Source organism: Kocuria sp. NPDC057446 (assembly GCF_042802875.1).
GTDB lineage: Bacteria > Actinomycetota > Actinomycetes > Actinomycetales > Micrococcaceae > Kocuria.
In genome coordinates, this window is record NZ_JBHVDI010000107.1 from 1 (window position 1) to 13,025 (window position 13,025).

A 13,025-nucleotide genomic window follows, 5' to 3' on the forward strand; every position below is an offset into this window, starting at 1 on the left:
GGGAACCGGCCGAATGCGTCGAGCATTCCGTCGGTTCCCCGCCCCCCGCGGGAGTCACGGTGGCGGTGCCGCGGCTCAGCGGGCCGCGGCCGCCGGGGCGTCCTCGGTGCGCGGCTGCGGGGCGTGCTCCGTGCGCGGCCCGGGGGCGGCGTCCGTGCCGGAGCCGGCCTCGGTGCCCGGCGCGGGGCCCGTGCCGGCCCGGGCGGCGGGGTCCGTGCCCTCGGGAGCGGCGTCCTCCGGCACGAAGGGGTCGCCCGAGCGCGGGGCGTCGTAGAGCCGGCGGTCCAGCAACCCCTCGCGGTGGGCGACGATCGTGGGCACGAGCGCCTGGCCCGCCACGTTGAGCGCGGTGCGGCCCATGTCGATGATCGGGTCCACGGCCAGCAGCAGCCCCACGCCGTCGAGCGGCAGGCCCAGCGTGGACAGCGTGAGGGTGAGCATCACGGTGGCCCCGGTGGTGCCGGCGGTCGCCGCGGAGCCCAGCACGGAGACGAGCGCGATCAGCACGTACTGGGTGACGTCCAGCTCGATGCCGTAGAACTGCGCGACGAACAGGGCGGCGATCGCGGGGTAGACCGCGGCGCAGCCGTCCATCTTGGTGGTCGCGCCCAGCGGCACGGCGAAGGACGCGTAGGCGCGCGGCACGCCGAGGCTGCGCTCGGTGACGCGCTGGGTCAGGGGCATGGTGCCCACCGAGGAGCGGGAGACGAAGCCGAGCTGCACGGCCGGCCACACCCCGGAGAAGTACTGCCGGACGGAGAGCCCGTGCGCCTTGACCAGCGCCGGGTAGACCACGAGGGCCACGACCAGGAGGCCGGCGTAGACGGTCGCGACGAACGCCAGGAGTCCGCCCATCGAGGTCCAGCCGTACTCGAACACGGCCCGCCCGATCAGCCCGAGCGTGCCCAGCGGGGCGAGGCGGATGATCCACCACACCACCTTCTGCACCACGGCCAGCGCGGCGCGCACCACGGCCAGGAAGGGCTCGGCGGGAGCCCCCACCTTGAGCGCGGCGATGCCGACGGCGGCCGAGACCACGAGCACCTGCAGCACGTTGAAGCCCAGGGAGGTCTGGACGGTCTCCGGGTCCACCACGGAGGAGGAGACCTGCAGGCCCAGGAAGTTGGCGGGCACCAGGCCGGTGAGGAAGCCGAGCCACGAGCCCTGCGTCCCGGTGTACGCCTCGGCCGGCGCGGCGGCGCCGCTGCCCGCCCCGGGCTGGACGACGAGCCCGAGCACCAGGCCGACCGTCACGGCGATCAGCGCGGTGATCCCGAACCACAGCAGCGTCTTCCACGCGAGTCGGGCGGCGTTGGAGACCTCCCGCAGGTTGGCGATCGAGGAGATCACGGCGGTCACGATGAGGGGGACCACGGCGGCCTTGAGCAGGCTGACGTAGCTGGTGCCGATGGTGTCCAGCGCGGTCATCAGCCAGTTGGGGTCCGTGGCCGGGTCGCCGCCGAGGCGGTCGGCCGCGGTGCCCAGGACCACGCCCAGGAGGAGGGCGAGCACGATCTGCGGGCCGAAGGAGGTCGCCCATCGGGGCAGCCGGCGAGTGCTTTCTGCGGAAATCATGTGCCCACGATAGGACGCGGAAATATACAACACCGAATGACGGTGACGAAATGTGACGTCAAGATGACGGGGATCACAGGTCGAGCGCGTACCGCAGGGTGTCCAGGCCCACCGAACCCACGCGCAGGGCCCGGGTGTGGAAGTCCTTGAGCCGGAAGTCCGCACCCGCCGCCGCGCGGGCCGCCTCCCGCGCCTGCTCCCACAGCTGCTGGCCCACCTTGTAGGACGGGGCCTGCCCGGGCCAGCCCATGTAGCGCATCCACTCGAAGCGCAGCATCGGGTCCGCCATCACGATGTTCGAGCGCAGGAACCGCCAGCCGTCCTCGGGCGTCCACACCTCCCCGGGGCGGGCCCCCCCGAGGGCGTCCCCGAGCTCCGCCGGGACGCGGTAGCCGCAGTGGAAGCCGACGTCGAAGACCACCCGCGCCGCCCGCAGCCGCTGGGAGTCGAGCATCCCCATCCGGTCCCCGAGGTCCTGCAGGTGGCCCAGCTCGTCCATGAGCCGCTCGGCGTACAGCGCCCAGCCCTCCCCGTGGCCCGAGACCCACACGCCCATCCGCCGCCACCGGTTGAGCTCGCCCGAGTTGGCGAGCGCGGTGGAGAACTGCAGGTGGTGGCCCGGGACGCCCTCGTGGTAGACGGTCGTGGTCTCCTCCCAGGTGGTGAAGGTCGCCGTGCCCTCGGGCACCGACCACCACATCCGCCCGGGACGGGAGAAGTCGGCGCTGGGCATCGAGTACCAGATCCCGCCGTCGTGGGTGGGGGCGATGCGGCACTCGAGCCGGCGCATGGGCGCCGTCATCTCGAAGTGCGTGTCCGCGAGGGCCTCCACGGCGGCGTCCGAGAGGTCCTGCATCCACGCCTGCAGGGCGTCGGTGCCGTGCAGCTGCCGCGCCGGGTCCGCGTTCAGGGCCGCCACGGCCTGGGCGACCGTGGCGCCGGGGGCGATGCGGTGGGCGAGCTGCTCCTGCTCCGCCACAACCGTGCGCAGCTGCTCCACCCCCCACGCGTAGACCTCGGCCGGGTCCAGGACGGCGCCGAGGAACTCCTGCAGGCGCAGCCGGTACACGCCGGGGCCCACCGTGTCCGTGCGGGGCGCCTCGGCGGCGAGCTCCTGCAGCGCGGCGGCCAGGCCCCGGTAGGCGTGCCGCGCCGCCTCGGCCGCCCGGGAGACCTCCGGCCGCAGCGCCTCCGGGACCTGCGGCCCGCCCGCCAGGCGGGCGAAGAAGCCGTTCCTGGCCGCGTAGCCGGTGCACTGCCGGGCCGCGTTGCGCAGCTGTGCCGCGGAGGCCGAGCGGCCGAGGGAGCGGGCGTGCCGCAGACCCAGGACGTAGGAGTCCACGGCGCCCGGCACGGCGCGCAGCCGGCCGGCGAGGTGCGCCCAGTCCTCGGCGGTGCGCCGGGGCAGGTCGTCGAAGACCTCGCGGATCTCCTGCACGGGGGAGGAGATGTTGTTGACCTCCCAGCCCCGCAGCCCCTCATCGTGCAGGAGCAGGTCCAGGCCGAGGCGCTCGCGCAGGGCGTGGCCGGTGATCCGGTCCACGTCGTCGGCCGGGGGCGTGCGCTCGAGCTCGGCCAGCGTCCGGCGGGCGGCGTCGGCCCGCGCCTCGAGCCCCTCGGGGCCGAAGTCGCGGTACTCGGTCTCGTGCCCGGGAAAGCCGTGCACGGTGGCCTGCGCCGGGTCCAGCTCCATGGTGCGGGCGAACCAGCGCTCGGCCACGGCGTCGACGGCGGTGGGCTCGCGCCGTCCGCCGCCGAGCGGTCCCGGCACGGGGCCGGCGGTGGACGAGGGGTCGGGCGGGAGGTGGGTCATGCACGTCACAGTAGCGCCGGGCGCTCCCTAGACTGCGGAGCATGCCCGCTCCTGCGCCGCGCGCGAACTCCGTGCCACCCGCCACCGTCCCGGCCGGGCCCTCGGGCGCCGCCGGGACCGGACCCGCCCTGCTCGTGGTGGTCGCGGGGGTGGTGGGCGCCCTGCACGTGTGGAAGCTCGCCCCGGCGCTGCCCGTGCTCTCCGCGGAACTGGGGCTGAGCCTGGTGCAGGGCGGGTTCCTGCTCTCCACCGTGCAGGTGGCCGGCATGCTCCTGGGGGTGCTCGTGGGCCTGTCCGGGGACCGCATCGGCCTGCGCCGCGGGCTGGTGCTCGGGCTGGGCCTGCTCACCGCGGGCTCCCTGACGGGCCTGCTCTCCACCGGCTACGGCCCCCTGCTGGGCTCCCGCGTGCTGGAGGGCGTCGGGTTCATGCTCGTGTCGATCTGCGCCCCGGCCCTGATCCGGCGCACCGTGGCCCCGGGGAGGGTGTCGCTGCTGGTGGGGCTGTGGGGCTGCCACATCCCGGTCGCCGCGGCCCTCTCCCTGCTGCTCGGGGGGCTGCTCAGCGAGGCCCTCGGCTGGCGCACCTGGTGGGCGGCCGCCGCGGCCGGCTCCGCGGCGCTGGGCCTGATGGTGCTCGTGGTGCTCCCGCGGGACCCGGCCCACGTGGTGGTGCACGGGGTGCGGCAGCGCCTCGGGCTGACCCTGCGCGCGCCGGGGCCGTGGCTCGTGGCGCTGATCTTCGGGCTCTACACGGCCCAGTGGAATGGGGTGGTGCAGTTCCTGCCCTCCATGTACGCCGAGGCCGGGATCGCGGCGGGCGCCGCGGCGGGGCTCAGCGCCCTCGCCGCGGGGGTGAACGCGCTGGGCAACCTCGGCGCGGGCCGCGCGCTGCAGCGCGGGGTGCGCCCCGTGGTGCTGTGGTGCGCGGGCTTCGCGGTGCTGGGCCTGGCCGCCGTCGTCGCCTTCGGGATCGCTCCGCTGCTGGCCGAGGAGGTGCGCTTCGGCGTCCGGTACGGCGCGGTGCTCGTCTTCTCCGCCGTGGGCGGAGTGGTGCCGACCACGGCGATCGCGACCCTCATGCGGGTCGCCCCCACGCCCACCACGGTGGCCACCACGCTGGGCCTGGGCCAGCAGCTCAACGCCCTGGGGCAGTTCGCCGGTCCGCCCGCGGTCGCCTCGGTCGCCCAGGCGACGGGCAGCTGGGACCTGACGTGGGCGGTCACGGCCGTGCTCGCCCTCACGGGCATCGCGGTGGCGCTCACCGTCTCACGGCGGATCCCGCGGGAGCCGTGAGCGCCCGCACCCGGGGGCACCCGGGCCGGCGCACCCGTTCCGCCGGGCCACCGGCGCGGCCGGCGCTCACGTCCTGCCGGGTCGCCCGGGCGATTCGGGTCACTCCTCCGGGCGGGTGCGCCGCCAGGCGCCGCCGCCCGGGCGCAGCCGCAGGCCCAGCCGCATCCGGCGGAACTGGTCCCGGCGCCCGAGGGCGCCGCTCGAGGCGGCGTCCCCGGCGTCCCGGCGCGCGAGCAGCACGGCCGTGACGGCGGCGACCTCCTCCGGCGTGGGGCTGCCGGCGGTGAAGCGCAGGGACGGGGTGCCCTCGACGGGCTCGCGGGGCGTCACAGCGGGATGTTCCCGTGCTTCTTGGTGGGCATCGTGGCGCGCTTGTCGCGCAGCGCCCGCAGGGCCTTGAGCACCTGCACCCGGGTCTCGGACGGGGAGATCACCGCGTCCACGTAGCCCAGCTCCGCGGCCTGGTACGGGTTGAGCAGGCTCTCCTCGTACTTGCGCACCAGCTCGGCGCGCAGCGCCTCCACGTCCTCGTCGTTGTCCGCGGCGGCCTTGAGGTCCCGGCGGTAGAGGATCTCCACGGCCCCCTGGGCGCCCATCACGCCGATCTGCGCGGTGGGCCAGGCCAGGTTGATGTCCGCGCCGAGCTTCTTGGAGCCCATCACGATGTAGGCCCCGCCGTAGGCCTTGCGGGTGATCAGGGTGACCAGCGGGACGGTCGCCTCGGCGTAGGCGTAGAGCAGCTTGGCGCCGCGCCGGATGATGCCGTTGAACTCCTGGTCGGTGCCCGGCAGGAACCCGGGCACGTCCACGAGGGTGAGGATCGGGACGTTGAACGCGTCGCAGTGGCGCACGAACCGGGCCGCCTTCTCGGAGGCGGCGATGTCCAGGGTGCCGGCGAACTGCAGCGGCTGGTTCGCCACGACGCCCACGGTGTGCCCCTCGACCCGGGCGTAGCCGATCATCACGTTGGGTGCGTAGAGCGCCTGCATCTCCAGGAAGTGCCCGTCGTCGACGATCGCCTCCACCACCGCTCGCATGTCGTACGGCTGGTTGGCGGAGTCGGGGACCAGCGTGTCCAGGGCGAGGTCCTCGTCGGTGACCTCGTCCTCCTGGTCGTGGTCCAGCAGGGGCGCCTCCTGCAGGTTGTTCGCCGGCAGGAACTCGAGCAGCTCGTGCACGAAGTCGAAGGCGTCCTGCTCGTCGTCGGCGAGGTACGTGGCGGTGCCCGTCGTCGCGTTGTGCTGGCGCGCCCCGCCGAGGGTCTCCATGTCCACCGTCTCGCCCGTGACCGTCTTGATGACGTCCGGGCCGGTGATGAACATGTGCGAGGTCTTGTCGACCATCACGATGTAGTCGGTCAGGGCCGGGGAGTAGGCCGCCCCGCCCGCGCACGGGCCCATGATCAGGGAGATCTGCGGGACCACCCCGGAGGAGCGGACGTTCATGTTGAAGATGTCCGCGAACATCGCCAGGGAGGCCACGCCCTCCTGGATCCGCGCCCCGCCGCCGTCGTTGATCCCGATGACGGGGCAGCCGTTGCGCAGGGCGAACTTCTGAACCTTGACGATCTTCTCCCCGTTGACCTGGGACAGCGACCCGCCGAACACCGCGAAGTCCTGGGAGTAGACCGCCACCAGGCGCCCGTCCACCGTGCCGTAGCCGCTGACCACACCGTCGCCCGGCAGCTTCTTCGCCGCCATCCCGAAGGCGGTCGAGCGGTGGGTCGCGAGCGCGTCGAACTCCACGAACGAGTCCTCGTCCAGCAGCATCTCCACGCGCTCGCGGGCGGTGTTCTTCCCGCGGTCGTGCTGCTTGTCGACGGCCGCCTGCCCGGCGGGGACCTCGGAGCGGGCCCTGCGGTCGTGGAAGTCGGCGATCTTGCCGGCGGTGGTGGTCAGGTCGTGGGTCACAGGCACCTCGTGGTCTGGTACGCGGCCGGCCCGGCGGGCCGATCGGTCCGGTCCGGGGTGGTCAGGGGACCTGCTCACTCTAGTCCGCGTCCGCGGGGGCCTCCGTTGTAGAACTCCTACAAATTCCGTGCCCGGGGGCGGGGGACGCCCGGCGGGCCTCAGCCGACTTGGCCGAGGACCACCTTCCAGGGGCGGACGGTCCGCTCGGTGACCACCCCGTGGCGCACCAGCGGGTCCTCGTCGGTGAGCCGCTCGACCGTCGCGGCGTCCTCGGCGGCGAAGACCAGCAGCGCGCCCGGCGCCCCGTCGTCGTCGTAGGGGCCGGACGCGAGCAGCTGTCCCTGAGCCACGAGCCCGCCGAGGTACTCCCGGTGCTCGGGGCGGCGGGCGGCCAGGACGTCGGCGGGTCCCCCGTAGACGTAGGTGACGGCGAACGTCGTGCGGTTCTCGGCTGCGCTCACGGTGGCTCCTGAGGGTCGTGCCGCGGTCCCCGCCGGCCGGACGGGACCGTCCAGCCGGTTCCCGGGGAACCGGGCTACTACTGTGGATGTGGTCCGAACACTACGCGGACGGCGCCCGGCCCGACAGCACCGACCGCCCGGCCACCGGCCGAGGCGGACGGCCGGCCCGCCACGACCGGCCTGTGCCGTACCGGCCCGCCACGACCGACCCGAGGAGAACCGTGCCCGACCCCCGCGCCGCCGACCTGCGGGAGCCCGCCGTGCTCGCCGCCCTGGCCGACCTCGGGCTGGGACGGATCGACGTCCTCGACGAGGTCGGCTCCACGAACGAGCACCTGACGGCCGCCGTCGCCCGGCAGGCGCGCGGGTCCGGCCCGGACCGGCCGTGGACCGACCTGTCGCTGGTGCTCACCGGGCACCAGAGCGCCGGGCGCGGCCGGCTGGACCGGGTGTGGACCACCGAGCCCGGCACCGCGCTGACCTTCAGTGTCCTGCTCCGCCCGGCCGACGGGCGGGGGCGGCCGCTGCCCACCCGGCACTTCCCCTGGCTGACGCTGCTGATGGCCGCGGCCGTGGTGGACGCCCTGGACGGGCTCGCGGCGGCCGGGGCCCGGATCAAGTGGCCCAACGACGTCCTGCTGGACGGGCGCAAGGTGGCCGGCCTGCTCGCCGGCCTCGTACTGGACGGCGGGGGCCCGCCGGCGGTGGTCCTGGGCACGGGGATCAACGTGGCCCAGGAGGAGCTGCCCGTGGACACGGCCACCTCCGTCCGCCGCGCCACCGGCCGCGACGTGGGGCGGGCCGCCGTGCTGCGGGCCGTGCTGGCCGGGTTCGTCCCCGACTACCGGCGGTTCTGCGTGGACCCGGCCGCCGCCGTGGGCCCCGGCGGGGCCCTGCGCGGGCGGATCACCGAGCGGATGGAGACCCTGGGCCGCACCGTGCGCGCCGAGCTCCCCGGCGGGGCCGCGCCCGTCACGGGCACCGCGACGGGCCTGGGCGAGCACGGCGGTCTGCTGGTGCGCGGACCCGGCGGCACCCGGCGCGAGGTGACGGCGGGCGACGTGGTGCACCTGCGCCCGGCCCCGGACGCCCCCGGGACGGTCTGAGCGTGCCCGCCCGTCCCGCCCTGCAGCCCGGGGAGCGCGTGCTCGTGTCCACGCGGGCCCACGGCGCCCGGCTGACCCGGCCGTTCCTGGTGCTGCTGCTCACGGTGTTCGCGCTGTCCTTCGCCCAGCGGGCCCTCGAGCTGCGCTGGCGTCCCGTCGCGGAGCCGTGGCTCACCGTGCACGCAGGGGTGGAGCTCACGCTTCTGGTCGCCGCCGGCTGGGTGGTGGTCCGCAGCTGCCTGCGCCCGCTCCTGCGCTGGTGGCGCACCCGCTACGTGCTCACCACCCGCCACCTCGTGCTGCTGCGCCCCGGCGGGGCCCGGCGGACCGTGTCGCTGCCCCTGCACCAGCTGCGCCGGGTCTCGGTGGAGCGCCGGCGCAGCCCGGCCCTGGGCCGGCGCGACGGGCGTGTCGTGGCCGACTTCGGGCCCCTCGGCGGCCTGCGCCTGGAGTCCGCCCCGGAGGCGCAGCGCCTGGCCGGGCTGATCCGCCGGGCCGCCGAGGACGAGTGGGCGGCCGGCGGCGGCGCCGGGGAGCCGGGATCCGGCGGGGGTGCGCCGGGGCCGCGTCCCACTAGAGTGGACCGCGACGCGGTCGTGGCACCACGCCCGGGCCCGTCCGCCGCCCCGCGCCGACCGTGGAGCCGGCGGACCGTCCACCAGGAACAGGAGTGACGTGTGGCGAGTGAGGACCCGCAGAGCCAGGAAGAGCCGGAGCTCGGCCCCCAGACGGCGCAGCTGAACCTGAACCTGCACAATCCCGTCCAGGCCAACCTCTACCGCTCGGACGAGTCCAAGGCCGCCGTGCAGGCCCTCGAGCAGACCCTGCTGGGCTCCGAGCGGGACCTGCGCCGCCGGGAGGCCGCCCGCCGCGGCGGCCTGTCCCTGCTGTCCGCGCGGAAGGTGTGGCGGGCCCTGGGCTTCCCCAACCTCTCCGACGACGACCTGTGGTTCACCGAGCAGGACTCCGAGGCCCTGCGGGTGCTGTCCACCATGGTGCTCGAGGAGAAGGTCACCGAGGAGGCGGCCCTGTCCCTGGTGCGCTCGATCGGGCAGATGACCGACCGCATGGTGGTGTGGCAGGTCGAGGCGCTCGTCGAGGACATGGTGGTCCACCGGGGCATGACCGACGCCGCCGCCCGCCGGCAGCTGCTGCACCTGCTCCCGGACCTCATCGACGCGATCGAGAACCTGCTGGTCTACTCGTGGCGGCGGCAGATGAACGCCGCCGTGCAGCGGCTGGCGATGCGTGTGGAGCGCCCGGACGGCTCGACCGCCACCGGTCCCACGTCCGACGACGGGGCGTCCTCGATCCTCCCGCTCGCCCGCGGGGTGGGCTTCGCGGACCTGGTCTCCTACACCTCGCTGTCCCGGCAGATGAACGAGCGGACCCTGGCGAACCTCGTGCAGCGCTTCGAGAACCGCTGCGCCGAGGTCATCGCCGTGGGCGGGGGCCGGCTCATCAAGACCATCGGGGACGAGGTCATGTTCCTGGCCGAGACCCCCGAGGGCGGGGCCCAGATCTCCCTGGCCCTGGCCCGCGCCATCCGGGACGACCCCGAGCTCCCGCAGGCCCGCGTGGCCTTCGTCTGGGGCCGCGTGCTGCCGCGGCTCGGGGACATCTACGGCCCCACGGTGAACCTCGCCTCCCGGCTCGTGTCGCTGACCGAGCCCGGCTCCGTGCTCGTGGACGCCTCGACCGCCGCGGTGCTCTCCGGCGACGACCGCTTCATCCTCCTGCCGCAGCCCACCCGCAACGTGCGGGGCTTCGGCGACGTCCAGCCCGTCGCGCTCTCCCAGGGCGCCGGTCCCGGGCTGGAGGTCGACTTCGAATGAGCGCACCCCTCGTCATCCGCGCGGGCGCATCCACGGACCGGGGCCTGCGCCGGGAGTCCAACGAGGACGCCCTGGTGGTCACGGCCGCGATGTGCGCCGTGGCGGACGGCATGGGCGGGCACGAGGCCGGCGAGGTGGCGAGCGCCCTGTGCGTGCGGACCCTCGGGGCGTCCCCCCTGTTCCAGCTGGAGGACTTCCGGGACTTCCCGGTCCTCGAGCCGGAGCCGCCCCGGGACATCGCCCGGTTCCGCGCCGTCGTGGAGCGCGAGCTGCGCCTGGACCCCGAGATCCCCGATGACGCGATCGAGGCCGTCCGCCGCGTCCGCTCCGTGCTGTGGCAGGCGGACCAGCACATCCAGCACGCCGTGGAGGGCCGGGCGGGCACCACCGTCACCGGCGTGTGGCTGCTGCCCGTCGACGGGCGCATGCTGTGGGTCGTGTTCAACACGGGGGACTCCCGGACCTACCGGCTGGTCGCGCCCCAGCCCGGGGGGCGCGCCGGCGAGGGCGAGGGCGGGCCCCGGATCGAGCAGCTGACCGTGGACCACTCCGAGGTGCAGTACCTCGTGTCCATCGGGCAGCTCACCTCCGCGCAGGCGCTCGTGCACCCGCGCCGCAACGTGATCACCCGGGCTCTGGGCACCGGCCAGGTCTGGGAGCCGGACGTGTGGGTGCTGCCCGCCCGGCACGGGGACCGGCTGATGCTGTGCTCGGACGGGCTGACCAACGAGCTGAGCCCCGCCCACATGGCCCGGGTGCTCGCCTCGGTGCCCCACCCGAAGGAGGCGGCCGACGTCCTGCTGCAGGCCGCGCTGCGCACCGGCGGCCGGGACAACGTCACCGTCATCGTGGCCGACGCCGTGCAGCCGGGGGAGTACGCCCCCGGCTTCTGAGCCGCGCACCCCGGGCCGGCGGCGCGTCCTCCGGACGTCCCCCGAAGTGGGGGGCATCATGAAGTGTCACATGGAGGCCGTCCCCCACCTGCGCTGTTTACCTTTGAGAACATGGTCGTCTCGCGCCGCTCCTTCGTCCTCTCCGGTCTGGTGCTCGCCGCCTCCGGGGCCTTCGGGGGCGCCCTGGCGGAGCCCTCCTCCGGCCGGCGCCCGTTCGTGCTGTGGGGCTCCTCCTCGGCGGCCAGCGCGCTCCACCTGGACCGCCCGCGGGGCTTTCCCGCGGTGCGCATCGACGACCTGCTCTCGCAGCTGCTGGAGACGCGCGGGACCTCGCGCGCGGTCAGCGGCGACCGCTCGTGGCAGACCCTCTCGATGCGCAGCAGCGCCCATCCCTACCTGCCGCGGCTGGGCTCCGGCTACGGCGTGGGGCTGATCCCGGCCCACGGGCCGCTGGTGGTGCCCACCGTGGACGGCCGGGTGCCGAGCGCGCACCTGGAGATCCCGGGCACCGTCTCCGGGCTCCCGTGCACGATCCAGGCCGTGGGGCGGGACGAGGGCGAGGTGGTGCTGCGCCGGACGGTCCCCGGGGCGGCGCTCGAGGTGGCCCCCGCGCACACCGCACGGTGGCGCACGGCGCTGGAGGAGGAGCACCGGGGCCACGTCCACCTGCTGTGGACGGGCAAGAACAACATCGAGGACCCCGACCGGGTCCTCTCCGACACCCGCGCCGCCTGGCGGGTCGAGCCGCACGCGACCGTGGTGATGGGCCACTGGCACACCGCCGCCGACCGGCCCGGGGCCGCGGGGTGGGAACAGGTGCGCGGCGTCAACGCGGCCCTCCGGGCCGAGTACGGCGGCCGGTTCTACGACACCATGGCCGACCTGCGCGATCCCGCCCTGTGGTCCCTGCCCGGTCTGCGGCCCCACCGGATCGGCAGCTCGGGGGCGGACCGCCGGTGGCTGGAGCTGGGGCTGCCCCCGCGCTCGGTGGTCGCCGCGGACCGCCGGCACCTGAACGCGCTGGGCAACACGATCGTGGCCCACGGCCTGCACCGGCACCTGACCGGCCCGGCGGGTCTCTACTGACGGGCCCCGCGCGGCGGTCGCGGAGGTCATCTTCCGCCCACGGGCACCACCCTCTTGTCCCGAACGGCGCCCGGGCATAACATACAACCAAATGGTTGTAGAAAAAGAGTTGACGGACGAGCAGGTCGACCGCGTCTTCCGGGCCCTCGCGGACACGACGCGACGCGACATCGTGACGCGGGTGCTCCGCCAGGAGCAGTCGGTCTCCGCGCTGGCCGGGCACTACCGGATGAGCTTCGCGGCCGTGCAGAAGCACGTGGCGGTGCTCGAGCGGGCCGCCCTGATCACCAAGGAGCGCCGCGGCCGGGAGCAGGTGGTGCACGGCAACGTGGCCGCGCTGCGCCGGGCGGCCGGGCTGCTGGAGGACTACGAGAAGATCTGGCGCGGGCGTGCCCGTGCCATCGAGGACCTCCTCGCCGAGGAGGCACCCCCCGGGGACCGGGGGACCCAGTAGGAAGGGAGCAGGACATGCCGGTCATCGACGTGCACCAGGACACGGAGGCGCTGACCCTGACGTTCGTGGCGGAGTTCGCCGCGGACGTCGAGCGGGTCTGGCAGGTCTGGGCCGACCCGCGCCAGCTCGAGCGCTGGTGGGGGCCGCCCGAGTGGCCCGCCACCTTCGAGCAGCACGAGCTCGCCGAGGGAGGGCGGTGCCGCTACTACATGACCGGTCCGGACGGGGAGAAGGCCCGCGGCTGGTGGACGGTCACCGCGGTGGACCCGCCGCACCGGCTGGAGTTCGACGACGGCTTCGCGGACGAGGACGGCGAGCCGGACCCGACCCTCGGCGCCACCCACGGCGTGGTGACGTTCGAGGCCGTCGACGGCCGGACGCGGATGACCACGGTCTCGACCTTCGAGAGCGCGGAGCAGCTGGAGCAGATGTCGGCGATGGGCATGGAGGAGGGCATGCGGCAGGCCATGGGCCAGATCGACGGCCTCCTCGCCGGCGCCGTCTCCCGCTGAGCCGCCTGCCGCTCGGCGGTCCGGGGCCCTCCGGCAGCGGGGGGCCGGGCCGGACGACGACGGCGCCGCCCCGGGTCTCCGGGGC

The 13,025-nt window shown here is 74.9% G+C and carries 13 protein-coding genes; 8 read left to right on the forward strand and 5 right to left on the reverse strand.

What is annotated here, in order from left to right:
• Positions 1-75: 75 nt before the first annotated feature.
• A complete protein-coding gene (locus ACFU0Y_RS12755; protein ID WP_380214902.1) occupies positions 76-1,575 on the reverse strand; it encodes a dicarboxylate/amino acid:cation symporter in 1,500 nt (499 codons plus the stop codon).
• Positions 1,576-1,648: 73 nt separating this feature from the next.
• The gene (locus ACFU0Y_RS12760; RefSeq protein WP_380214903.1) at positions 1,649-3,388 is read right to left on the reverse strand and encodes a DUF885 domain-containing protein; all 1,740 of its coding nucleotides are present in this window, start codon (positions 3,386-3,388) and stop codon (positions 1,649-1,651) included.
• Between the two features lie 41 nt (positions 3,389-3,429).
• Between ACFU0Y_RS12760 and ACFU0Y_RS12765 the strand changes: the two genes are divergently transcribed.
• Positions 3,430-4,683, forward strand: coding sequence for a CynX/NimT family MFS transporter (locus tag ACFU0Y_RS12765; RefSeq protein ID WP_380214904.1), 1,254 nt, complete (start codon positions 3,430-3,432; stop codon positions 4,681-4,683).
• 99 nt (positions 4,684-4,782) lie between these two features.
• On the opposite strand, the gene ACFU0Y_RS12770 is transcribed toward ACFU0Y_RS12765, so the two are convergent.
• The 3 genes from ACFU0Y_RS12770 to ACFU0Y_RS12780 all read right to left on the reverse strand — a co-directional run bounded on the left by ACFU0Y_RS12770 (position 4,783) and on the right by ACFU0Y_RS12780 (position 7,054).
• Positions 4,783-5,013, reverse strand: a complete 231-nt coding sequence (locus tag ACFU0Y_RS12770) for an acyl-CoA carboxylase subunit epsilon (protein WP_380214905.1) — start codon at positions 5,011-5,013, stop codon at positions 4,783-4,785.
• Positions 5,010-6,593 (reverse strand): acyl-CoA carboxylase subunit beta, encoded by a 1,584-nt coding sequence (locus tag ACFU0Y_RS12775; protein ID WP_380214906.1) that lies wholly within the window; start codon positions 6,591-6,593, stop codon positions 5,010-5,012. The genes ACFU0Y_RS12770 and ACFU0Y_RS12775 overlap by 4 nt, the downstream gene beginning before the upstream one ends.
• Before the next feature lie 158 nt (positions 6,594-6,751).
• Positions 6,752-7,054, reverse strand: a complete 303-nt coding sequence (locus ACFU0Y_RS12780) for a YciI family protein (RefSeq protein WP_380214908.1) — start codon at positions 7,052-7,054, stop codon at positions 6,752-6,754.
• A 221-nt stretch (positions 7,055-7,275) separates the two neighbouring features.
• Between ACFU0Y_RS12780 and ACFU0Y_RS12785 the strand changes: the two genes are divergently transcribed.
• From ACFU0Y_RS12785 to ACFU0Y_RS12815, 7 genes are all read left to right on the forward strand, one after another.
• The gene (locus ACFU0Y_RS12785) at positions 7,276-8,160 is read left to right on the forward strand and encodes a biotin--[acetyl-CoA-carboxylase] ligase (protein WP_380214910.1); all 885 of its coding nucleotides are present in this window, start codon (positions 7,276-7,278) and stop codon (positions 8,158-8,160) included.
• 2 nt (positions 8,161-8,162) lie between these two features.
• Positions 8,163-8,834 carry a hypothetical protein gene (locus ACFU0Y_RS12790; RefSeq protein ID WP_380214911.1) on the forward strand — a complete coding sequence of 224 codons (672 nt, stop codon included), beginning with the start codon at positions 8,163-8,165 and terminating at the stop codon, positions 8,832-8,834.
• Between the two features lie 3 nt (positions 8,835-8,837).
• Entirely contained in the window at positions 8,838-9,995 is a 1,158-nt protein-coding gene (locus ACFU0Y_RS12795; RefSeq protein WP_380214912.1) for an adenylate/guanylate cyclase domain-containing protein, read from the forward strand.
• Entirely contained in the window at positions 9,992-10,888 is an 897-nt protein-coding gene (locus ACFU0Y_RS12800; protein ID WP_380214913.1) for a PP2C family protein-serine/threonine phosphatase, read from the forward strand. The genes ACFU0Y_RS12795 and ACFU0Y_RS12800 overlap by 4 nt, the downstream gene beginning before the upstream one ends.
• A gap of 111 nt (positions 10,889-10,999) precedes the next feature.
• The gene (locus ACFU0Y_RS12805; protein WP_380214914.1) at positions 11,000-11,974 is read left to right on the forward strand and encodes a hypothetical protein; all 975 of its coding nucleotides are present in this window, start codon (positions 11,000-11,002) and stop codon (positions 11,972-11,974) included.
• A 91-nt stretch (positions 11,975-12,065) separates the two neighbouring features.
• Entirely contained in the window at positions 12,066-12,428 is a 363-nt protein-coding gene (locus ACFU0Y_RS12810) for an ArsR/SmtB family transcription factor (RefSeq protein ID WP_380214915.1), read from the forward strand.
• A gap of 14 nt (positions 12,429-12,442) precedes the next feature.
• The gene (locus ACFU0Y_RS12815) at positions 12,443-12,940 is read left to right on the forward strand and encodes an SRPBCC domain-containing protein (protein ID WP_380214916.1); all 498 of its coding nucleotides are present in this window, start codon (positions 12,443-12,445) and stop codon (positions 12,938-12,940) included.
• Positions 12,941-13,025 lie beyond the last annotated feature (85 nt).

Excerpts from the sequence above, each read along its gene's own strand:
- ACFU0Y_RS12760 (WP_380214903.1), bottom strand. The coding sequence starts at position 3,388 with ATGACCCACCTCCCGCCCGACCCCTCGTCCACCGCCGGCCCCGTGCCG.
- ACFU0Y_RS12755 (WP_380214902.1), bottom strand. The coding sequence starts at position 1,575 with ATGATTTCCGCAGAAAGCACTCGCCGGCTGCCCCGATGGGCGACCTCC.
- ACFU0Y_RS12815 (WP_380214916.1), top strand. The coding sequence starts at position 12,443 with ATGCCGGTCATCGACGTGCACCAGGACACGGAGGCGCTGACCCTGACG.
- ACFU0Y_RS12765 (WP_380214904.1), top strand. The coding sequence starts at position 3,430 with ATGCCCGCTCCTGCGCCGCGCGCGAACTCCGTGCCACCCGCCACCGTC.
- ACFU0Y_RS12805 (WP_380214914.1), top strand. The coding sequence starts at position 11,000 with ATGGTCGTCTCGCGCCGCTCCTTCGTCCTCTCCGGTCTGGTGCTCGCC.
- ACFU0Y_RS12810 (WP_380214915.1), top strand. The coding sequence starts at position 12,066 with ATGGTTGTAGAAAAAGAGTTGACGGACGAGCAGGTCGACCGCGTCTTC.
- ACFU0Y_RS12800 (WP_380214913.1), top strand. The coding sequence starts at position 9,992 with ATGAGCGCACCCCTCGTCATCCGCGCGGGCGCATCCACGGACCGGGGC.